General features: G+C 71.9%; 1 protein-coding gene. It reads right to left on the reverse strand.

From position 1 onward, the window contains the following. Positions 1–165 precede the first annotated feature (165 nt). Complete coding sequence (locus ACZ4M8_RS26720) at positions 166–23,448, reverse strand: protein-glutamine glutaminase family protein (RefSeq protein WP_467611524.1); 23,283 nt, start codon at positions 23,446–23,448, stop codon at positions 166–168. Between the last annotated feature and the right edge of the window lie 118 nt (positions 23,449–23,566).

A 23,566-nucleotide genomic window follows, 5' to 3' on the forward strand; every position in this document is an offset into this window, starting at 1 on the left:
TCATCCAGGTCGACGGGCCGTCCGGGGCGGCGGGGCGATACCGATCCGCGGGCATCCTCCTGTTCGGTCCGGCACCTGCATGTCCGTTCGGAGCCCTCCCGGGCCGCACCGGTCCTCCCGTGGCAGCCGGTTCCGGGACCCTACAACGGGCCCCGGAACCGGCGGCTACCGGGCGGATTCGCAGTTGTTGACCATCAGACCCTCCGGCCTGGCCAGTTCGTGCATTCTGGCGACCAAGGCAGCGGCCTCGATGTGCCACAGGCCGCGGCCTTCCAGGCGTCCGAGGCCCAACACGCCGAGCATCTCTGGGGTCAGTACGGCACCGTCGGTTTCCACGAGCACGAGATCGGCCCCGGGGGCGAGCTGGTTGCCTTCGGCCAGTTCCGCGGCCCGCCGTAGCAGTGCCGTGATGATCTGCTGGGCCTCGCTGCCGTCCCCGCACACTGCTCCGGTCAGGTGCAGGACGCGGGGCGGCTTCCCGCCGCTGTGGACGTCCGTAGCCGTCTTCAGCACGGAGTCCTCCGGGGCGAGGCTCCTGGTGTCGAGCGCCCCGAGCCGGTAGCGGATCTCGCCGACCGGCGCACCGGACCGCTCCGGTGCATCGGAGGTTACCCACCTCGACACCTGCAGGTGCCCGCGGATCAGACTCTGGTCGGCGACGAGCGGTACCAGGGGTGCGGGGGCGACCGGGGTGGGAGCTGAGGGAGCGGCCGGTGCGTGCTGCGGCATGACACCCAGGTTGGCGATCGGCAGCGGCGCGGGCTGCGCGTGCGTTGGCCGTACAGGCGGCGCTGCCGGCTGCGCCGCCTGGACCGGCTGCCTGGCCGAGACCGTGTTCTCCCCCGAGGGCGTGTGCTCCTTCGAGGCCGTGCGGGCGTGGAGCGTCTTCGGCAGGGGCTCCAGGAACGAGGCCGCGGGCAACGCCGCGGGTATCGTCACCGTCTGCGACGAATCCTCGCCATGCGTGAGCGGCTCCTCGGTGGTCGCATCGTTCCCGGAGACGTCTCCGGTCTCGTCGTCCAGCCAGGGCGCCACCGGATGCGACCGGGAGAGCGCGCTCTCCCCGCCCTCCGTCTCCGTGGCACGCCGCTCGTCCACGGCGGGGACCTGAGAGGCGACGGGAGCCTGCTGCGCCGCCGCGTCCTGCACCGCCGTGTCAGGCGCCTTCACCGGTTCGGTGGACGGCCGCACCGGGATGCCTACCGTCACCGGTGTCATCCCCTGGACCGAGCCGAGGAGCGTCTCGCCACGGTAGTAGTGGAACGTCACCCGCAGATGGCCGGTGCGGATCTCGTGCGGCCGGGGCGTCTTGGTACCGCTGATCACCCGGCCGTTCTCGATCAGGATGCCGCCGTCACGGGACTGGCGGCCACCGCCCAGGGAGACGGTGCCCCGCACCTTGACCGCGCCGGCGTTGCCCTCGGCGCCGAACTGCGCGCGGCCGGAGCCCTGCGTGGTGTCGTGCTGGGCGACGCCGTAGCGGTGCCCGGCGTCGCTGCGCTCCGCCGCCTCGGCCGCCTCGTCGACCCGGGCCAGCTCCAGTTCCTCCGGAAGGTCGATGGTGGCCGTGATCCGCAGTTGTTCGCCGTGCTCCTTCCACAGGTCGAAGCCGAGCGAGGTGCTGGGCGGCAGGTAGCTGATCTCCGGGCCCGACTCCGACTCGGGAACCGACTCCGGCACCGACGCCATGTGCACCAGCCACGCCTGGAGCTTCGCGTGCTGGAAGGCGTTCTCCGCCTGCTGCTTCCAGGTCCGGCGGCTGCTTCGCGGCGCGGTGTTCCACCGTGCCGGGCCGAAGTGCTCGATGGCGCCCGCCGACAGCATCTGGTGCACTCCGCCGATGGAGTCGAGGCTGCGGATCACCCAGTCGCCGGTGGGCCGCAGCTTCGCGGGCCGCGGGTCGGTGACCGGTGGCACGTCCTCCACCAGTACGGCGAAGCCGACGGAGACCGAGCCGAGGGAACGGCCGGCGCCCTTCCGCGTCAGCGACGCCTGGAGGGACGTCAGCAGCGAGCGCCACTCCTCGGCGGACTTCAGCTGCCGGTCCCGCAGGGATTCACGCCACGCCGCCAGGACGCCCGCGATGCCGCCGGTCCGCGTGGCGGTACCGGTGTCCGACGCCGTCCGCCGGGCCAGCCGTTCGCGCTTCCGGTGGAGGCTGCCGAGGGCCTCCTGCGCACTGCGGGCCCCCGTGCGGTACAGCGAGCGGAGCGCCGCGTGGTGGACGCCGTTGTCCGTCGCCTGCAGGTCGAAGTGGAGCAGGACACGGCCGTTGTGGAGCGCCGAGACGACCTTGCTCTTGGTGGTCTTGGAGGTCTTGGCGGTGGTCCCGGCGATCGAGACGGTGTCATGGCCGGTGTCGGTGGCGATGCTGGCGCCGCCCACCAGGCTCACGCCGGGCGCGACCTGACCGCTTCCGGTGACCTCCAGGCTGTGGCCGGTGGCCGTACCGCCGGCCAGCGCGGACACGCCGTCCGTACCGCCCTCGCCGTGGACCTGCTCGGCGCCCACGGTGAACTCGGTGACGCCGGCCTGCCGGCTGCCCGTCAGCTTCTCCACGGAGGCGGTGACGCGGACGACACCGCCGCGCACCTCGATGTCCAGCGGCTGATCCGCCGACATGGTGCGCAGGTTCTGCGCGATCCGGTCGGTGGGCAGCGCAGCCGCCAGGTCCGCCTTGGCCTGCTTCCAGCGCCGCGACGAGCCGAAGACCCGGCGGCCCCGGTCGTCCAACGCGCCGAGCAGCGTGTACATGTCCGCCGTGTGCTCCAGCGTCACGTGCTGGACGATGTCGCTGTCGCCGAGGCGACGCGTACGGAGGATCCGCTCGGGCGCCTCGCTGCGGGCGGTCGGCTGCCCCTGGGTGCCGGTGTCGCGGGACGGGAAGGCGATGACCGCCGCGACACCGGCTTCCGCCGTCAGCGTCGTCCGCACCATCCGGGTGGGGGACGTCGCCGGGCCGTTCGCCAGGAGGTCCGCCCGCATCTGGTCCGGGGTGAGCGACCGGGGCCGGGTCACCGTGACGTCGAAGAGGAACGAGATCTCCGCGTCGAACAGGTCGTAGGGCTCGGTGGTCTTGCCCTTGGCGACCGAGGTGCCGCCCGTGTCCACGGCGAAACCGGTGGTGGTGTCGGAGGTACGGGTGTGGGTGTAGCGCGCCTTCGCCGCGGTCGGGATCTTGCCGGTCACCTCACCGATGAGCTGGGCACGTTCGCGCTGGTCCCGCATCGAACCGGTGGTTCCGGTCCGCTCCGTGCCGGTCTCCGACTCGAAGGCGGACACGGTCCGGCGGTGACGCATGCCGTGGACCTTCAGGCTGCGCAGCGACACCTCGGCGGTGATGCCACCGGCCTGCACGGTGAGCGTCCCCAGCGCGTCCGGCTGCTGGCTGAGCTGGGGGATACGGGGCCGCAGCGCCCGCAGGTCGAGGAAGACCGCCAGCTGCGAGGCGGCCTCGGGCCAGTGCGGTCCGAAGGTCTCCGCGAGCTCCTCGCGGAGCGCCGTCAGCGGCCACCGGCCGCCCGGCAGGCTCAGCACATGGTCGGTCAGGGCGAGATGGCCCTGCTCGGAGACCCGGCGCGGCGGCTGCTTCGCCGTGCTGGACGTCGTGGTGGACGACATGCTCTTCGGGGCGGTGCCGGGTGTCCGGCGCCGGGCCGCGGCGAGTTCCCGGCCGCGCGTGAAGACAGCTGTGCCGTTCGTGCTCTCGGTGCACAGCGACTTCGGGATCGCCACGAAGAACGGCAGGACGGCGGTCTGTTCCGCCGCCGGCGCCGGGATCGGCCGGCCGTTCTCGTCGGTGACGTCGAAACCGATGGTCGCCTCTCCGGCGAACACCACCATCGGCTCCGGGTACTTGGCGTTGGTCAGGCTCTTGGCCTGCTCCGCGGCGCGGCTGCCGGTACGGGTACGGGCGCTTTGGCCGACGCCACCGGTCGGCTGGAGGTAGCCGTCCTCCGGGAAGGTGATGTCGGCGCCGCCGAGCGCCTGCCAGCCGCCCTCGCGCCAGACCAGGTTGCGCAGCGCGTTACCGCTGCCGGTCTCGCTGAGGACGTTGAGCTGGGCGCTGTCGATCGTCCTCAGGTAGCGCAGCGACCGGAGGGAGGCGTGCGCGGAGATCGTGGTGAGTTCCTTGCCGATGGCGCTGCCCAGCGGCGCGCTGGCCAGCCGGTCGCCGCGGGTCAGGCCGCAGAGCCCCGCCGCGAAGTGTTCACGGCGGAAGCTGCTGCGGTAGTGCGCGCCGAGGCGCGCCCACTCCTCCTTGGTGAAGACCGATGCGCCGATGGCGTCGATCCGCTGCCGGATCCCGGTCGGCTGCGTACCGGAGGACGGGCCGGTCCCGGCGTGCTCCGGGCAGAGCGTGAAGCCGCCGTCGGGGAACACGTCGAAGACGACGGACGAGTCCGGCAGGCCGCCGTGGCCCGGCTTCAGGCCCCACACCGTCAGCGGCGGCCGGTAGAGGGTCTCCTGTGCGGAGAACTCCCTCGGTGCCAGGTGCCGCTGCTGCCGTTCGGGGACGGCCGGGATCTGCCCGCTCGCCGCGCCCTCGGTCAGCTTCCGCACCTCAGGCGCGGTGAAGACCGTGGGGCCGTCGGCCTGTTCGGTCTCCGCCGTCTCGGACAGGGAGCGGAATCCGACGGTGGTCAGGGCGGTGGACAGCGTGTCGCGGCCGCTCTCCGGCCGGACGAACTCGATACGGACGAGCGCCACACCGTCGAAGACCGAACCGGGCGCCTTGTTCTTGACGGCCGTACCGGTGCGGGCGGACAGCGTCCCGATGGTCACGCCGTCGCTGCCGGACTGCTCCCGGCGCTGGGCGGAGCCCTTGAGCGGCAGGTCACCGATCGGCGCGGCCTGGCCGCCGCCGGTGTACGAGGTGCTGAAACCGGCCGATGTCACCTGGTTGACCGTGCGGGTCACGTCGGTGCCGACGTTGAACTCGCTCTCCTTGGTGTCGTGCACGTGCCGCATCGACGCGACCTTGGTGGAGAGCATCACCGAGCCCAGTTCGTCCGGCAGGACGATCTCCAGCGGCTCCCCGTTCATCGTCGCGGTGAACCGCTCGTGCAGCAGCCCGAAATCGATCCGCACAAGCAGCTGGTGGCGTACCGCCGGCCAGTTGGTGCCGTACACCTCGCGGCCGATGTCGTCGACCGACCGGCCGCCGGCGACCCGCTGGGTGAGCAGGTCGTCGAGGCCCCGGAGCCGGTTGCCGTCGAGGTCGCAGGCGTGGACGTCCAGGACGATGTCGGTGGAGCCGATGGCGAGGAGTTCTTGCACACGGGCCGGGGGCAGACGGTGCAGGAGCGGGCCCTGGGTGGCGTCGGCCGAGTCCCACGCGGGGATCAGCAGCTGTGCGGGGAGCGACACCGTGAGCAGGTGCGGACCGGCGGACGTGACGTCGGGCCGCGGGTCCTGGACGGCCAGTGCGGTGGAGCCGTTGCCGGTGGTGGCGTGCACGTGGGAGAAGTCGAGCGTGATGTCGGCGACGGCCTCGACGCGCATCGCCGGGGACGACGTCTTGGCGCGCGCGATCATGCGGTCCAGCTGCTCGGTGCCGCCGCCGGACGACATCTGGTGCCGGGCGGTCACCGACAGGTCGGTCCGCCCCTTGGGGAGCGTCACGCGCAGCGCGGCGCCGTACGTGAGGTCGCGGGCCTCGTCCGCCATGTGGCCGGTGCCCGAGGAGGACTCCGCGCCGTTCTCGAACTCGACCTTGGGCAGCACCTCGGTCGTCACCGCGTCGCGCAGGACCGCGCCGACCTCGACCTCACCGGACCAGCCCGGCACGTCGAGCGGTACCCAGCGCTTGCCGCCGCGGCTCAGGCCCGACAGCCACGGCTTGAACTCCTGAGTGCCCAGGTGGTCGAGGAACTGCCGGCGCGCCTCCTCAGCGGTCTTACTGCCCAGCGTCCGGATCAGCGCCGGCATCAACTGGTCGACGAGCGCCTCCTCGTGCTTCCCGAGGGTGTGCACATGGTCGCTCGCGGCGAGCTGTCCTGCGGCGAGCCGGGCCGGCGGCGCCGGCAGCTGCGGCGCCGTCACCGTCCGCACCGAAGTGGCCTTCGGGGCGCGGGACTCCTCCGCCACGTCCCGCTCCACGGGCGCGGACCTGGACGTGGAGGACGTGGAGGCGGTGGCGGATGCCGCCGGCACGGTGCGTTCCGTGGTGAGCGACCGGTTTTCGGGGACCGGCGCGTTCCGGGTGACCGCTGTGTTGTCGGTGACCGTCGGCTCGACGGTCACCGGCAGGTCCGTGGTGACCGCCGTGGCAACGGCGGCGGGAGCGGTGGAGAGATAGTGCTCCTGCTTGTTGCCGGTCAGGACTCGTACCAGGTGGACCGGGTGCCCGTGGTCGGTGAGCGCCTGCCAGGTGGCGCTGTCCTGGTTCAGCACCGACAGCTGGACCTGCGGATACACCCGGGAGAACAGCAGCGGTACGAGATCGCCGCCGATGCCCGTGTAGTGGCCGGGCGTCTCGACGTCCGTGACGATCTGCCGGGTGATCCCGGTGGTGTCCAGCACGGTGCGCCACGCGGCGATGTCGAGGGTCTCGTCCAGCAGCCGTCCCGCCAGCTCCGGCCGGTCCGCGACGTGGCTCCGGATGCGCTGGACGTCGGCCTCGTGGGCGCGGTACTGCGGCGAGCCCCCGCCGGCCCGGTACGCCTCGGCCAGCGGCGGGAGGACCTGGTACCAGAACGCCGGCTCCTCGCGGCCGAGCTGGGTGTGCAGCTCGGGCAGCAGGGAGGCGCGCAGTGCCCGGATGTCGCCGGGCTGCTCGATGCCGAGCCGCCGCGGGTCCTGCCCCTGGGCGTCGAGCGTGCGGAGCACCGCGTTGAAGAAGCAGTCACCGTCGGTGGTGACGGCCCCGGGCTCCAGCTCGGAGCGCTCCAGGGCGAGCGTCTGCCGCCCGTCCACCCCGAGCGCGGCCCACGCGGGGTGGACGGCCTGCTGTTCCTTCTTCCACTCCGCCGCCACGGAGCCGGTCTTCGGCGGGGTGGTGTCCGGCGAGGTGGTCTTCCCCGTCTCGTTCGCCGCCGGCACCGGGACCGCCATGACCCGTGCGAGGCTGTCGGCCGGCAGGAACCAGAAGAGGGAGTACTCGGCGGCCGGGGCGCGGTTCAGCTCCGGGAGGATGTAACGGTCGGTGAACTCGGCGGTGGTCAGCTCGTCACCGAGGGCCGTGACGGTGCCGCCGGGGCCCGCCGTGACCTGCCAGAGCATCCCGTTCTCCGGCACCTCGGCCTCCTGGGCGCGCCGCAGTTCGCGCAGGAGCGGATCGTGCCGGTCACGCGCGGGGCGCGGCGGCACGTACCAGCCGGAGGGGGTGCGGACCGGTCGCAGCTCGGCGCGGCCGAGTCCGAGCAGTGCCCCTTCCGGGGACAGGCTCACGGACAGCAGGTTGCGGACGAGGAACGTGGTGTCGAAGACGTCGCTGCTCCAGCTGACGCCGCTGCGGACGTTCCGGGTACGGAGGGCGATCCGGACGTGCGCGTCCGTCGGGCCGTACGCGTTCCAGAAGGTGTCCGCCGTCGTGCCGCCGCTGCCGGACGCCACGGAGGTGACCGCACCGGTGCCGTGCGCGTCGCGTTCGGCGGTGCTCGGCCGGGCGGCCAGGAAGGGGCCGGGCCGGACTGGGACGATCGAGACGTGCACCGCTCCCCGGGTTTCCTCGGCGACCCGGTCCACCGTCGTGGGGTCGGCCGGAAGCTCGTGGAGGGTTTCGGTCAGGCCGTGCCGGTCGAGGTGCCGGGCGAGGACGTCCGGGGTGATCAGCTCGCGCAGCGTGTCCTGCGTGAGCCCGGCGGGGCCGTTGCCCGGACCGCCGGAGGCCGCCAGCTCGTCCCGCAACGCCTGGAACAGCGTGCTGACGGCCTCCGGGGCGAGCTGGACCAGCGCCGCCTTCCGGGCGAGCTCGTCGGCGTCGATGCCGTAGCCGGTCCGGGTAGCGGACTGCTGCCGCTCGGGCGCCGGGGTGCGGACGTCCTCGGCCTTCCCGGCCGCGTCGGGCCCGCGCCGGGACGCCTCGTGTTGGACGATCTCGAACTCGATGTACTCCTCGTAGACGTCGTCCTCGGTCTCGTCCTCCAGGACCTCCTCGACGGACGCCGGTGCCTGGGTGGTGAGATGCAGATAGCCGTCCGGGCCGGTCTCCCCCCACGTCAGGTCGTGGCCCTTGGCGGCCGGGTCGGCGTGGACGTACTTCTTGACGAACTGCTTGCGCGTCAGCTGGTCGCCGTATGCGAGGACGTCGTCGCCGGGGGCGGTCTGGACGCGCCAGATGAGGGCGCCCTTCTGCTCCGGGATCCGCTGGGCGTCGGCCAGGTCGTTGAGGAGGGTGTCGTGCGGGCCCGTCGCCGTGCGCGGCGGCACGAAGCGGCCCGACGGCGTGTGGATGGCGGTGGCCGGAGCTCCGCCGAGGCCCAGGAGGGCGGCCTCCGGCGAGTACCGGACGGCCAGCAGGTCCTGGACGCGGAACACCAGGTCCAGCGAGGTGCCGCCGTAGCGGGCACTGCCGCGTTCGTTGACGCCCTCGACCTCTACCTTGACGTACGCCTTGGCGAAGTCGAGGGAGTGCCACAGCGTGGTCTGCGCGGCACCGTCGACGCGGTGCATCGCCCAGCCGGAGGCACCGGTGGACTGTCCGGTGGACCGGTCGTACGACAGGCCGCCGTTCACCGATCCGACGGGTGCCTGCCCGCCCCAGCCGAGGGAGAGGCCCTGCCCGGCGCCCTTGCTCAGCGTCATGCCGTTGTTCTGGGAGCCGTAGTCGCTGCGCTCGGACGTGCCGGGGCGCCAGCCCAGCGAGCGGCCCGTCGTGGCGGGGACGACGGCGATGCGGAGCACCCCGGCGGTGTCGGTGAGGGGGCCGCCGAGGCTGCGCAGCGCCGGGCCGACGGCCGCCGTGGTGGTGCCGAGGCCGTGGAGCAGCACATGGCGGGTCAGGACGTGCGGGTCGAAGTAGCGGTGCAGGCCGTCCTGTGAGAACTGGCCGTCGCGCACCAGGTCGCCCGGCTCCGCACCGTACTGCTTCAGCGCCGCGACGACCTGATCGAACAGCTCGCGTACCGCGGTCGGGTTGAAGACCACGGTCACGGCCTTGCTCGCCAGGTCGTGCGCCGCGATCCGGTACGTCTTGGCGGCACTGGTGAGCTTGGGGAGCGCGTGGGGCACGGACAGCCGCTTCACGTGCGGCGTCGCCGGCCGTGGCGCGGGCCGCCGGCCCTTCAGCTCGGACAGCGGGACGACGATCTCCTCGCGCAACGCGACCGTGCGGCTGGGCACGGAGCCCGGGCTCATGGCCTGGAAGAGGCGGGCGGTCTGCCGCGCCAGGTCGAGGCTGACGGTGTTGACGCCCCGCGACGGCACCACGGACCGGCGGAGGCTGATCTTCAGCTCCCCGTCCAGCTCGAAGGTGGCCAGGGTGTCGGAGAGGGTGTACCCGTCGTGGCGGCGGGCCTGAACGGCCTCGCTGAGGCTCTGCGAGGCGTTCACCGACCGGCTGTACCCCGCCGATCCGCCCGAGAACATCGCGGAGAACGCGTGGCCCGTCGCCGTGGAGCGGCTGACCCCGAATTCCTTACGGGTGTTCCACTGCGTGTAGCGGCTGATGAGGCCGGGCGCGGTCTTCCCGGTGAAGCGCGCGGTCGTGCCGCGGTTGAGGCGGAACACCAGCTGGAGGTGGGTGGAGTGGCCGGGGCCGTCCACCGTGGTGTGCAGGACCACACCGGGGCCGGCCAGCGCGTCGGCCATCGCGTGCAGGGTGCGTGCCGTGAGGACGGTGTCCAGGGTTCCGGGCAGGGCGGTGCCCGGGACCTTCGGCGTCCACTGGGCGTCGAGGGCGCCCTTGGCGTGGGTGCCGAGAAGGTCACCGACCTTCTCCATGACGCTCCGGGTGAGCGTCACCGGGTTCACCAGGTCGTGCCCGGACACCGTGACCGCTCCCGCGTCCGTGGTCTGCGGTGTGCCGGCGGCCGGCAGGAAGCGTTCGGTGACCGACGCGTACGGCAGGGTCGTGGTCTCCAGCGTGGCGGGGACCTGCGCCGCGTCGGTGGCCGCGGGCCACTGCGGGGTGAGGAACGAGACGCCCTGCGGGACGGACACCTTCTCCGTGCGTTCGATCGGCGACCAGTTGCCCAGCTGGTTGACGTTCGTGGCCTGGACCGTCAGGTACCAGACGACCTTGCCGGTGCGGGGCCGGTGCGGGAGCGCTCCGTACATGATGAAGCTGCCCGGTGCGACGCTGGTGATCTCGGCGACGCTGCGGCCCTTGCCCGGTGACGACGACCTCTCGTACCCGGCGCCGCCCGTCAGTTCGCCGGAGCCGCCGCTGAAGGTGGCGGAGTGGGCGTGGTTGAGGTGGTGGGTGGTGACGCTGTCGGTGCCGGAGAAGCCCGCCGAGTACTCGACGAGGTCCATCGTGGACAGAGCGATCGGCTCCCCGGAGTCCACCACCTCGCTGATCTCCGCGCGGACCGTCAGCCGGACCCTGCGGTGGGTGAGGAGGCCGTCCAGGGCCACCTGGAGGGCGGTCGAACCGGCGCCGGTGTGCAGCGCCGCCACCAGCTGGTCGTGGCTGAGCCCCGTTTCGAGGTGGGCCTGTGCCTGGTGGGCCGGGACGCCGTACTCCGTCAGCAGGGTGAGGGCGCGCCGGCGGATCTCGGCCGCGCCCGACACGCCGAGCAGCCGGTCATGCTGGGTCAGGGCGACCTGGCCGTTCGGCTCGGGGGCCTGCCGCTGCGGCTCCTGTCGCGTGGTCCGCTCGGGGGCCGGGACCAGCCAGCGGGCCTCGGCGTCGACCGTCCGCGGCGGGGCGGCGACCTCGGTGGCCTTAGCGGTGCGCGGGGTGAACGGCAGGGTGCGCAAGGGCCGGTTGAGCGGGCCGGGCGCCGGTACCCGCCGCGCCGTGACGGACGTGTGCAACTGGACCCGGTAGGTCAACTGGTGCGCCGGTCCCGCGTAGCTGACGCCGGACAGCAGGTAGGCGTAGGAGTTGAGGCCGTTCTTGGCGGTGTGGCTGCGGGAGAACAGCTTCAGGTCGCTTCCGTGACCGGCGTGCTCACCCCAGCCCGTCGCCACGCCCGTGGACAGGGACGCCGAGGAGCCGTGCGACTCGGTGTGGGCGACATCCCGCATGGCGCTCGGCCACAGGTCGACCCCGGCCTTCTCCAGGTACACGGCGGACGTCGGCTCGATGCCCCTGCCCTCCTCTACGGGCACCCGCTCGGCGCGCACCCGGAAGTGGACCGTCTCCGTCCCGCCGTCGGCCAGCGGCCGGACGAAGGTCCGGTGCAGGCCCTGTTCGCCGGCGGGCACGGACGCGTTCCGGTCGCCGAACAGCTCCGGGAAGCGGGTGTCCAGCGACTGCGTGTGGAAGTGCGTGTCGAGGAACATGTCGAGGGACGCCAGCTCCGCCGCCGTCCACTCCGGTGTGCCGATGGACCGCCGGGTGAACAGGAACTGCTCCCGCAACTGCTCGCGGGCGTCGGTGCCGCTCCCGCGCACCTCCATGCCGGACAGCCCGACGGGCCCGAACATCCCCGTGCTGCCGGTCGGCTCACTCAGTTCGGCCGGGGGCGCCGCCTCCGGGGCGCCGGTCTGCGTCGGGTACGTGAGCGGCAGCTGCTTGCCGGGCAGGGGACCGTGGCTCTCCGCGGCGACGATGCGGTGCATCGCCTCCTGGAAGGCACCGGCCAGCTCTTCGGGTACCCGTACGACGGCCGAGACGTTCGCGGTGTGCTCCCGGCCGAAGGTCTCGCCGAGGATCCGCGCGGCGGCCTCCAGACGGACGGTCAGTAGGAACGGCACGCTCCGGCCGTTGAAGCGGGTGTAGTGCCAGTGGCCGCCGCCGGTGTCACCCGCGGAGCTGAACGACGTGGACGTACCGACGTCGAACTTCACCGGGAACTGGAACGACGGCAGAGCGGTGCCGAGGGCGGTGGTCACCCCCGCGTTGAGGGAGAAGCCGCCGCCGGTGGAGGCGGAGGCGCCCTGGAGCTCCAGCCCGCGGAGGTTGAGCACGGCGGGCAGGTCGCTGGCGTCGGCCAGCCGCTCGACCCCGGTGATCTGGCCCGACAGGCCGACGCGGAGCGTGCGGCCGCCGCTCAGCGGCACCGGCGGCAGGGTCATCCCGCCGTCCAGGATCCGGCTGAAGTTGTTGAGCACGCCCAGCTCACCGAGGCGGTGGTGCACGAACTCGTGGAGCGCGCTGCCGGTCCGGCCATCGGCCAGGTGGTCGCCGAGCAGCTGGTCACGGAGCGGGCCGAGGCCGCCGACCTGCTGCGCGACGGCGCAGAACCGCAGGGCCTCCCGCGTGAACCGGCTGCGCAGCGCGTTGCCCGCGGTGGTGGGCAACGCGGCCCGCCACGGGGCGCGGGTCGAGGTCGTGGCGAGATCCACCAGCTCCGTGGGGAACGCGACCAGCAGGTCCCCGGCCGCCCGCCGCGTACGGTGCTCCGCGGCCACACCCGGCCCCGCCGTGGTGACCTCCAGCTGGACGTCGGCGAAGGAGAAGTGCTTCAGCTCACCGCTGTACCCCAAAGAGGGGTTGGTGTACGCGTAGGTGCTGCGGCTCTGGTCGTACGAGCGGGACGACGACAGGCCGATACCGGCCTTGGGGGTGACGGTGGTGGTGCCGGGGGTCAGCGCCACCTTGAAACCGGCGCTGAGGCCACGGGAGGCGCCGGTGCTCTCCGCGCTGCTCGTGGCACGGACGGACGAGGACTCCTGCAGGCCGAGGCTCTTCTCACCGTACGGCCGGTACGGCGACTCGGTGAGGAGGGTGGCCCGGTCGCGCTGGATGTCGGTCAGCTTGACGTGGACGGTGTAGGTGCCGCGGCCGAAGCCGCCGGGCACGGTGAGCGTCAGGCCGCCGTCGACCAGGCGGCGCGCGAAATTGTTGTGGCCCAACCGGTCCATTTGCGCGCCGAGTTGGGCGCGTACCGAGGACTCCAGGCGGGCGCGGGCGCCCTCGCCGGGGAGCTTCGCGGGCAGCAGGGAGGCGACGAGGTCACCGAGGCCGCGGTCCTGCCGGGCGCCGGGCAGCACGGCGCCGTCGAAGCGGAGCCCGCCGAACGCGACCACGAAGCCGAACACGCCGAGCGGGAACTGCGGCGCCTGCCCGGGAAGGTGCACGGCACCGAAGCCGACCGGCGGAACGGCCTTCGCGACCTGTGTTTCCTCCGGCAGACCGAGCGAGGCGCGGAGCGCGGCGAGGTCGGGCAGCAGCTCGGGGAAGGCGTCCGCGCCCTCGCCGAGGTCGCTCAGCTCCCGCGACGGGGTGAGCAACCTGCCGTCGGCGTCCACGTCGATGGAGGCGATGGTCTCCGGCTCGTCGGGGAAGAGCGACTCCGGCTCCGTGTGCCACTCGTTACGGCCGGACTCGGACCACAGGACCCGGCCGTCGAGGTTGACGGCGTGCAGCGAGGGCCGCGCGGTGTGGAAGAGCACGCGGGACGCCGCGCCGGGGCCCGCCTCCGCGAGCTGCGTGGTGATCTCGCGGATCGCCGAGCGGGGGATGTCACTGCGGACCACGGCGGCCAGGGCGCGCCGCAGCGCGTTCCACTCCTCCAGGAGATCGGCGGCGCTCGGCACGCCGGACACGGCCTGGCTGACCTGGACGGATCCGCCGGACGAGGACTGGGGCAGGGGTGCGCTGACGGTGAGGGGGAGGGTGTGGGGGGCGACTGCCTTGCGGAGGTCCTCCACCGTGAGGCGCCGCCATAGCCACTTGGCGTCCTTCGCGGCCGTGATGAGCAGCCTGCGGCTTGCATTGGTGACCGGCGTCTCGTTGCCGAGAACCTGCCGGATGAGCCCGTCGAGCGTCGACGGCTTCACCCGGCCCGGACCGCTCAGACCTTCCCGCTCGGACAGATCGGCCAGTCGGCGCAGGGCCAGGAGGGCGGAGTGATCCCATTCGTTACCGAACTCCGACCGCGGGAAGAGCGCGTCGTACGTCGCCGCGATGTCACCGGCCCGCAGAAATTCGGGCAGTTTCAGCGCCTGATCCGGTGTCTTGCGCGTCAGTATGCCGAGGGCGCTCGCGCCGCGCGGGCGAAGCTTGTACGCCAGCTTGGCCTGTTGCTCGGGGGAGAGCGCCTTGCGCTCCTTGCCTGTCCGGGTCTCCTCCGCGGCGCTGTTGTCACTTTCCTCGGTGACCCAGCCGAGCGGGAGCCACTGCTCCCGCAGCACGGCATTGATGGGCTCGACCGTTTCACCGGCTGCCAGTGGGAACCGCGACGCGTACTTCTGGGCCACCTCGATGAGGTAGGACGGACCGGTCATGTCGGAGCTGGCGTTGATGAAGTTCTGATACCTGATCAGGCGTGTGAGGTCCGCCATTCCCCAGCTGTGGCTGTCTTCGAGCGACTCCGGGATGGTGTCCTCGATGACGGGCAGTTCGGCCAGCACCGCGGTCAGGAAGGCTGAGCCGGGCGGTGTGATGATGAGGTTGTTGTTGTGGTCCCCCCGGGCGTACCGGTAGCGCGCGGCGCTCTCCAGCTGCTGGTCATAGCTGGTCCCGGCGCTGATGTTCTCTTTCCCGAGGCGTTCGAGGATGCGTTGAAGGGTGGCGTTGTCGCGGAGCAATGGCGCCAGCATGGGGAGGTTGGGGCCGTCCACGGCGAGTTGGAGCTCGTCCGTGGGCAGCGTGAACCGGCCCGGCGCGAGGTCGACATCGAGGTATACGCCGCCGTGTGCCCACAGCACGCCGTACCGGACGACGTCGCTGGCGGAGGCGTAGGCGTCGCGGGAGAGCGCGAAGGCGACGAGGGTGCGGACCTTGTCGCGGTCGCTCTCGGGGAGCCGGTCGTAGAAATTGGTGTCGTCGATGCTCTGGACGGTGAGGGGGGCGGGGGCGAGTGCGCGGGTGAGCAGCGGGGTGTTGGCCGCCCGGGCGCTCGCGTCGAGCCAGAGGTTCACCTGCCAGCCGCGGTCGCGGCCGTGTTCCACCCAGGAGCGCACGTTGTTCAAGGCGGTGTCCGTCATCCGGCCGCCGAGCCACATGAAGTGCAGTACTTGCGGGACAGGGACGAGTGTGCCGTCGGTGCCGCCGACGGTCAGGTTCTTCGGCGGACGCTTGAAGACGAGCCGTTTCAGGGTGCCCCAGGTTTCTTGCCTGGCGCGGGAATCGAATTCGCGCTGGAGCTCGGCCTGGCTGAACGGTTCGGGGGGCTGAACCCCCGTCGACTCAGGCTCGTTCCGCGGCAGCTCCTGACCGGACTGCCTCACCGGACGCGGCACGTCGATCCCGCTCGGCGGGACGGTGACTCCGGCCGGGAGCTGTCCGGCGGTGCTGGAGGCCGCGGACGTGGCGGTGGCGACCGCCTTCTGCGGGAAGAACTTCCGCCACTCGCCGCGTCTGCCCTGCTCGTCGCGGTAGAGGAGGAAGCTGAATTCCTTCACGTCCGGGGTGGCGGCCAGCTTGGTGGTGGGCGCCACGACGTTCATGCCGGTGACGTCCGCAAGCTGCTGCGCGATCGAGTTCCCGTCCGCGTCCACGGCGCCTGCCTCACAGGCGCCGAGGATGATCCATGCCTTGTCGCCGGCACGTTCCTTGAGGTCGATGACGCTGCCGCGCCGCCGGAGCGTGTGGGCGAATTCCGTTCCCGACATCCGGACGGGCCTGCCGTTCACCGGAACGGTCAGCCATCCCTTCTCACCGTGCAGCAAGGCCAGGTAGAGCTCGTCCCCGGCGCCCCACGGCACGGTGTCGAGGTCGGCGGCGGACACCGTGTGCCGTACGGTCATGCCGCCCCGCCCGTCGGGGACGCTCTCCTGGGCGTTCGGGTCGTAGTGCGCGAAGTGCGGCTTCGTGAGGTCGAGGTCGGTGTGGGCGAGCAGCCGCTCGCGGGTGTCGGTCTCGGTGTGGAAGGACCGGCCGGCGGGCTTGAGGGAACCGGGCGCCACGATGAGCAGGTTGTCGATGTCGGCGGCCTTGACGGTCTCCCCGGCCGACGTCGTCAGCTCCAGGTCCTCGTAACCGGCGTTCTCCTGCTGGAGTTCCAGCTCCCGAAGCTCCGCCTGGGCGCAAAACCATTCCTGTACGCGCGGGTGGAGGCGTTCCCGCGGCGGGTTGACCGTCCGCGGGTCGTGGTAGGCGGCGTACGCCTCGGCGAACCATTCGCCGGGCGCGGAGAACTGGTAGTTGGAGACGGCGTGGGAGCGGGCCTCGACGGCGTAGCTGACCCACTGGCCGCTGTCCTTGTCGACTTGGTAGATGCGCCCATCGTGCTCCAGCGCGCTCGCGCCGCCGTCGTCGAACATCCACGGCTGCGCCATGGCGGCCCGAAGCCGGGTCACCATCGCCGTCAGCCGCTCCAGTAGCGTCTCGTCGCCGCCGGCGAGCTGCGCGGGGATCCGCTTGATCAGCTCCGGTTCCGGTCCCCTGTGCTGCGCGGAGCACTTGATGCGTAGCGCCACCTTCGTGATCAACGTCTCGAACGCCTCGGCTTCCGGGCTGCCCAGCGCATGGCCGGCGCCGGTGATGCCCTCCATGGCGAGGAACGCCTCAGCGACAAGAAGCAGCCCCTGGCCGTTGGCGTGCGACTGCCAACCGCCGAACTCCGGCTCGTGGGCACGCTCCTGTGCCCACCGTGTCCGGGCGTCGACGGAGTGGCCCACCTCGTGCCGCAGGGTCCACTCGACGAGGTTGCCGTGTGTCAGGACGTCCGAGACCCCGGCCATCACATGGCGGCGCGGGCCCGTGAGTCCGAGGACATCGGCGGTCGTCAAGCCTTGGTATCCGTGCATCGCGACCAGATCCATCACCCACTGGAGGGCCGCACCGTCCCGGTTCAGCTTGGTGTACATCCAGGAGGGCATACGGAACGGGCGGGCGATGCGGACGGCACGCTCGTCGCGCCGGTAGGAGCTGACGGGGGTGCCGGTCTCGTCCTGGGTGATCCCTTCGAGCAGCGCGTTGCCCTCCACGTCCCGCCGCGGCAGGGCGTCGAGAACCCTCTCGATCGTGTCGAGCATCGAGTGGCTGAAGTGGTGACCGGCGCCTTCGCCGGACCCGATGACCGTGGCGAACCGGCGCGTCAGCTCCGCCTCACGGTCGCCCGCCCCGGTGTTGCGCAGCCACGCGCCGACCGTCCGCGTCGCCTCCTCCACCTCGGGCCGGGACAGTGCGCCTCCCTGCGGGTTCGGCGCCGGGATGGTCACCTGCACGAGGGCCTTGGGGTGCGTGGTCGGCAGCATCTTGCGCATCTCCTGCGACAGGGCACTGTTGTCCGGCAGCAGCGACCTGGCCGCCAACAGGTCATAGCTCCTGGCGGCCCACTCCCGCGTCTCCTCATTGCTCTGGCCGCGGCGCTGCTCCACGCCTTCCCGGGCCGCGCGCAGCCAGGCGCGCTCCCCGTGTGCCACCGTGTGCGTGGTAAGCCAGTTGACGGTTTGGGTCCTGCTGTGGAGCTGGGCGTCCGTCTCCTTCAAGGTCAAGGGGGTGACGAACGAAGGGGCCAGGACAGGGGAGGTGGGGTAGCCGTAGGCGGCCGCGTCGGTCTGGATCACGATCGTGTTGCCGGGGGTGGGGAAGAACCGGCTGCCGCGGGGGTACCACTTGTGGGGAGAGCGCTGGGCGTGCTGGTCGATCTGCTGGGCGACCTGTGCGGACGAGCCCCGGATCACCAACGCCTCGCTGCTCTTGACGCCGACCGCCTTCAGCCACTCCGTGAAGGTCAGCGGGCCGAGCTCCAGGGCCGGGTCCAGCACCATCGTCTCGGCGCGGCCCTTCTGCAGCTCGACAGGGACCGCCGAGGCGATGTGGTACTGCCACTGGACGGGCTGAGGGGACAGCATGCCGAGGGCAGCGCTCGGGAGATTGTACGAATGCGCGGTCAGCTGGGGGCCGGTGCGGGCGACGATGACCTTGCTGACCGGCGCGTTCCACTCCTGGAGCTTCATCGCGATCATGTGGGCCCGCAGGAAGCAGCCTTCTTCCGGATGCCGGTTCGGCAGCGGCACATCACCGAGGTCGCGGTGCCGGTACCGGAGGTCGGCCAGCTGGTTGTACCAGCCCTGGGCTTCCTGCACGGTGGGCAGGGCCGTGCGGAAGACATCACCGAGCGCACGGCCGACGCGTTGCCGGTGTGCCTGAGCTCGTTGCAGGTGTGGCTGGGCCTGCTGCTGGAATTCCTGAGCCTTCTTCTGGTGTTCTTGGGCCTGTTGCCGGTGCTCTTCGGCTTTCTGCTGGTGCCCCGGAACACTCTGCTGGTGTCGGTAAGCCTGCTGCTGGAATTCCTGAGCCTTCTGTTGGTGTTCCTGAGCCTGCTGCTGGTGCTTTTGAGCCTGTTGCTGGTGTGACTGAGCCTGCTGCTCATCGGACAACGCGGGTTGCAGGAGCGCTCTCCGGAGCGGCACGCCGCCGAACGCCTCGAACGCGTCCTCGACAGCCCAGATCTTGCGCAGGTGGCGGTCGAGGTTTTCGACCATGTCCAGGGCCTGGAGGTGGAGGCCCCCGTCCACGAGGTAGCGAAGGCGCAACGAGAACGCCTGCACCTGCGGAAGCCGCTGGTACGGCACCCCTTCGGCGACGTACCTCAGATCGATGTCCCAGGGGGCGCCCGGCCTCTCGGGGGCGTAGAAGTGCCTCAGGACCAGCCACGCGTTGTCCCGCGTCAAGCTTCTTCGTGGGTGAAGGGCGAGGGCCTCGGGAAGCGTGTGCCCCGTCTTGCGGAAGTACTCGGCGTCGAAGTCGTCCTGGGCGAGGAGCCCGGCGGGACGGGTGTGTCCGTTCAGCAGCTCGGGCACATCGGGCAGCCCGGGAACCACGGGGACGCCGGTCCGTATCAGGTGATCGAGCTGCTGGATGAACCACGCGGGGCTCGCCGGGATGGCGGCACTGCTGGAGGAGCTGGACCCGGAGCTGGAACTGGAGCCGGAGGAGGTGCTGACGGTGCTGGCACGCCGGGAGGTGAGGACGTTGTTCGAGGCGGTGCCGGCTGCGTGGGAGGACGAGGGCTTGAAGGGGATGAAGGAGAGGGACTTGAAGGGGCTGGGGATTGTCCGGGTGGTTCCGGCGGTGTTGGAGGCCGGAGGGGTGGAGAGGTCGTTCAGGGGGGTGCGCGCCGTCATGGCGGGCTCGGACCGGGATTTGAGGGTGAGGGCCCGGAAGGGGTTGGGGATCCTCCTGGGGGTTCCGGTCGTCCGGGAGGTGGCGCCGGCGGAGGTGCCTGCCGTGGTCCCGCCCTGGAGGGCGGCGGTGGCGTTCGAGGCGGCGCCGGCCGTGCGGGTGGACGAGGACCTCAAGCGGTCGAAGGAGCGGAAGAAGGGGTTGGTCCGGACGGTGCCGGTCTTGCCGGGGGTGGTGGCGGGAGAGCCGGCCTGAGGTGCGGGGACGCCGACCGGGATCAGCTCCGCCGCCTTCGCGAGCTGGGCCTGCGCGGACCGGCGAGTCAGGTCCCGGAGCATCGAGGTGTCCCGCACGGCCTCCCGCGCCGCGTTGATCCGTGCGCGGGCCTCGTCGAGGGACCGGCACAGTTCATCGAGCCCCTCCTTGTCCATGGCCACGGTGGCGTGCCGGACGGCCCGGTCCGTCCGGAGGAGGCCGTCGTACTCGCGTAGTCGCTGTTGGAGCTCCGTCTGGGCCTGCTCGTACGCGGCGGCGGCCTGGAGGGCGTCGGTGAAGTGGTCCCCGGCGGTTTCCAGCGCCTCTTCCACCACGGCGGGGGACGCCGCGGCGTCGGTGGAGCCAGGCCCCTGTGGGAGCGGCCCGGTGCCGGGCGGGAGCAGCCACCGGCCCCGCAGCCGGGTGACGGCCACGCTCGGTTCCGGGGACTTCCCGGCCCACCGCGCGGTCTCGTCGGCCTGCCGCTGAGCCGCTTCCCAGGTCTGCTGCGCCATGGTGAGATCCTGGTGGGCGCGTTGTGCGTCCTGCCCCGCCTGCTCCAGCCGGGCAGCGGCGTCCGAGGGAGGCACCACGAGCGCCGTCTCCTGCGGCGGCACGGTGGTGTACGGCTCGATGTCCTCGTCGGGCACCAGCGCCGCCAGGTCTTCGGGGGTCAGTGCGGTGCCCTGCGGGTCGAGGACCTGCGCGATCATCGGTGCCGCGCCGGGGCCTTGGTGCACGGACGCCGGCAGCATGGTGAGGACGGACCGGAAGCCGAAGCCGATGCTGTCGGTGCGTGTCCACAGGGTGCCGAACGCGCCCGTGTTCCGGGCGGACCAGACCGGTGCTCCCCGTCCCGTGCTGTTCAGGGCGAGGATCTGAGCCTGTGCGCCCCGGCCGAGGGCGTGCAGTGTCGCGTCGAGCCGGGAGACGGCCACCGCGCCGTTGCCGAGGTGGACGTGGCCGGCCGGCACCGGGCCCACGGACGGCTGTTCCCCGGCGTCCCGCTCCGCACCGCCGGACGTCCGCCGGACGTCCTCCGCGGCAAGCGCCCGTCGGTGCGCCACGTCGGCTGCGTGCAGCCGGGTGAGCGCCTTGCGGTACGTCAGGGAGTGCTGCTGGAGTTCGGCCGCGGCTTCCTCGGCCGCTTCCCGGGCCTTCTCATGGCGGAACGCCGCAGGGGTGGCCGGCACCTCGTCCTGGAAGGCGGCACTGCTGTCCGGCTCCGTCTCCCAGGAGGTGTCCGAAGGCGTCGCGACGGGCTCGGCCTGCGGGGCCGCGGAATCGGGGATGTGCACCGAGGACCCGGAGAGGTCGTGCGGCGCCCACACACGGCGGTACAGGGCGAAGTGGTCCTCGCGGAACTGCGCCGCGAAGCGCGCGCGGGCGAGGTCGTCGATCCCGTGGGCCTCGGCGAGCGCGGCGTACGCCGCGTCGCCGGCGCGCAGGACGGCCGGGACCTCTGCCGCGAAGCGGAGGTGTCCGGGGAGGGTGTTAGCCAGCCGGGTGAACCGGCGCCGCCACTCCGGGACGCCGCCGAGCAACCGGTCCGCCTCGGACCATGAGTCGGCGAACGACGCGTCGAAGGCGGCCGTCACGCGCTCGCGGAAGCCCGCCGCGGCCTCCTCGGCCGCCTCGTCCGTCAAGGAGAGCCCGGGATTCGCCTCCCGCCAGTCCGCCAGCTCCTGCGCGAAGACCCGGTCGGCCTCGCTCAGCGCGGACAGTTTGGAGATGACGGCTGTCAGCCGCGTCCGGAGGCGCTTTGCATCGGTCAGTTCCGCGTACGTGTCCGCCCACCCGGCGAGCGGGTCGGCGCTGTCGAGGGCCTTCTCGAACGCGGCGTTGACCTCGCCGGCGATGGCGTCCTGAACCGCCGTGACCGCGTTGGCCAGTGCCTGGTCCGGTACCGGGAAGTGCCGCAGGAACTCCTCTGTGGAGCCCGATGCCTTCAGCAGCGTCGCGGCGGTGTTCTCGACCTCCTCGCGCGCCCGCAGCACAGCGGCCTCGCGGATCGTCTGGAGGACCAGCTGCGCCGGCACCTCCTGAAGGAGGGCGGCGTACTCCTGATGCCACTGCTCCAGCGCCTCGGGGCTCTCCCCGAGCATGATCGGGACGGAGTCGGACGCCAGGTGCCCGTCGAGCCGGCCGAGTGCCGCGTCGAGCGCGGCGAGCAGGTGGTCGCTGGTAGCGCCGAGGCTCGCCTGCGAAAGGCTGTGGCCCTGCGCCTCGAACGTCTTCAGCAGCTCCCGCTGCTCCTCCGTCAGGTGAGCGGGGAGGTCCATGGCGATGGCATGGAAATCCTGCTGTGCGCGGTTGAGTTCCGAGATCCGGAACGCCCGCCTGTCCAGGCGGTTGGGGAGCTCACCGAGCAGATTCCGCAACTGCTTCAGCCCGGCCCGGACGTTGAGGGGCAGACGGGTGCCCTGCGCGTCCGAGGGCGAGGCGAACGTCGCATGGATACGGATGTCGAGGTACTGCTCGAACAGCACCCACTCCTGCGCCGCGACCTTCGTGACGAGTTCCTCGTCGGGCGTGAAGGACGACGACGCCGTGCCGGCGGCACGCGACGACAGGCCCCAGGTCCGCACGGCACGTTCGAAGGCGGCCCGGCCGTGACCGAGCGCGGTCTTGCGCGCGGCGTCCAGGGCGAGGTGGCTACGGAAGGATTCGTGCAGTTCCTCCGTGGTGCCGGTGCCGGTGCCGGGCTCCTGGGCGTACTCGTGCGGCCCCGTGCTGCCGGGAACGGGCTCCTGGGAGCGGGACGCCGCCTGGGCCAGCTCCTCCGCCTGCTGCGGCGTCAGCGTGTGCCCCTCGGCACGTGCCCACTCCTCGACTGCCGCGGACAGCTGCCGCGAACGCGCGTCCTCGCGGCTCATCTCCGTGAGGAACTCGGCGTACTCCTTCCGGAGCTGCTGCTCCTCGGCGTGCATGACCGCCTCGCGCCAGTCCCCGGACGCGGCGTGCGCGGGGGTGGGCGCGTGGACGGTGTGGGTGTCGTCGGAGAGGACCGGGTTCTCGCGGAGTTCGGCGCTCCGGAGCAGGACGTGCATCCGCTGGGCGTGGTCCTTCTTGACCGCGTTCAGCGAACGGGGGTCCAGTTCCAGGGCCTCGGCCGCATACGCCTCGGACCGGAGCTGCTCCCCCCGGTACCAGAGGGCGGTCTCGGCGCTCCAGGAGGAACGCGGGTGGAACTCGTAGGACTTGCTGTACTCGGTGAAGCGCTGGTGCACGTAGGAGAGGGGACCGGCGAGATCGTTCAACCGTTCCGCCGCGGCGCGGACGGTGCGGTCCGACAGGGCCCGGACGCCGTCGCCGGGCGTGCTGCGGGCGTCGATGTACTCCTGCTCCAGCTGGGCCAGCTTGTTCTCGTACCAGGCGGTGGTGCGGCCGTCCCAGTGCGGCTGGGGGCGGCCCAGGACGCTCTCGTGGAGGAGCTCGCCGGCCATGCGGGGGCGGGGAGTGAGCGGGCCCTGCTTCAGCAGCGAGCGGAAGCCCTTGCGGAATCCCTCCTCCAGGCTCTGCCGGGCCTCCCAGGCGTCCCGTGCCTCCTTGTAGGCGGGACGTACCTTCTCCAGGGCGGCCTCGGCGGCCGCGCCCTCGGGCAGCCCGTGCCGCTCGATGTTCTCGCTGAACACCCTGGTGAATTCGGACCTGAGCTCGGCGGCCTGCGGTGTCCCGCCGAAGCCGGAGTGCGACGGGGCGTCGTCGAGGCGGGGGTGGTACGTCCAGGACCGTTCGAGGAGGTAGCCCTGCCGGGCCAGGTCCTTGTCCGCCGCCCTCGTCGGGGCGGGCCGCTCCTGGACGGGCCGCTGCTTCGCGGCGGTGTCCTGAACGAGACCGGACGCCTTACGGGTGGCATTCTCCGCCGTGGGCAGGCCGTGGTCCGCGCCTACCAGCTTCTTGCGGTCTGCCGGGCCGGGGGAGCCCGCACCGTGGCCGGACACTCGTTGGACGGATGGCGTCTCGGCGTGCCCGTCCGTGTCCCGTGGTGACGTCGGCATGTCCTCGTGCGGCGGCATGTCCTTGTGCGGGGTCGTCACGTCCTTCTCGGCCCCGAGCGGGGGGTCCGCCGGAACGGAGGGGGCGGCGTTGACCGGGATCTTCGGGTCGGGCTCGTACATGACGACATCACCTGGATGGGGGAGCGGAGAAAAAGGGGTAACGGGAGAGAGGGATGGGATTCGGGAAATCGATGAAATGTCAGCGGACCATCAGTGAGGGGGTGCCCGGGAATACCTC

It is taken from the genome of Streptomyces sp. NPDC027185 (genome assembly GCF_055567035.1).

Bases quoted from the DNA above. Each gene is read 5' to 3' on its own strand.
- ACZ4M8_RS26720 (WP_467611524.1), bottom strand. From the start codon at position 23,448: ATGTACGAGCCCGACCCGAAGATCCCGGTCAACGCCGCCCCCTCCGTT.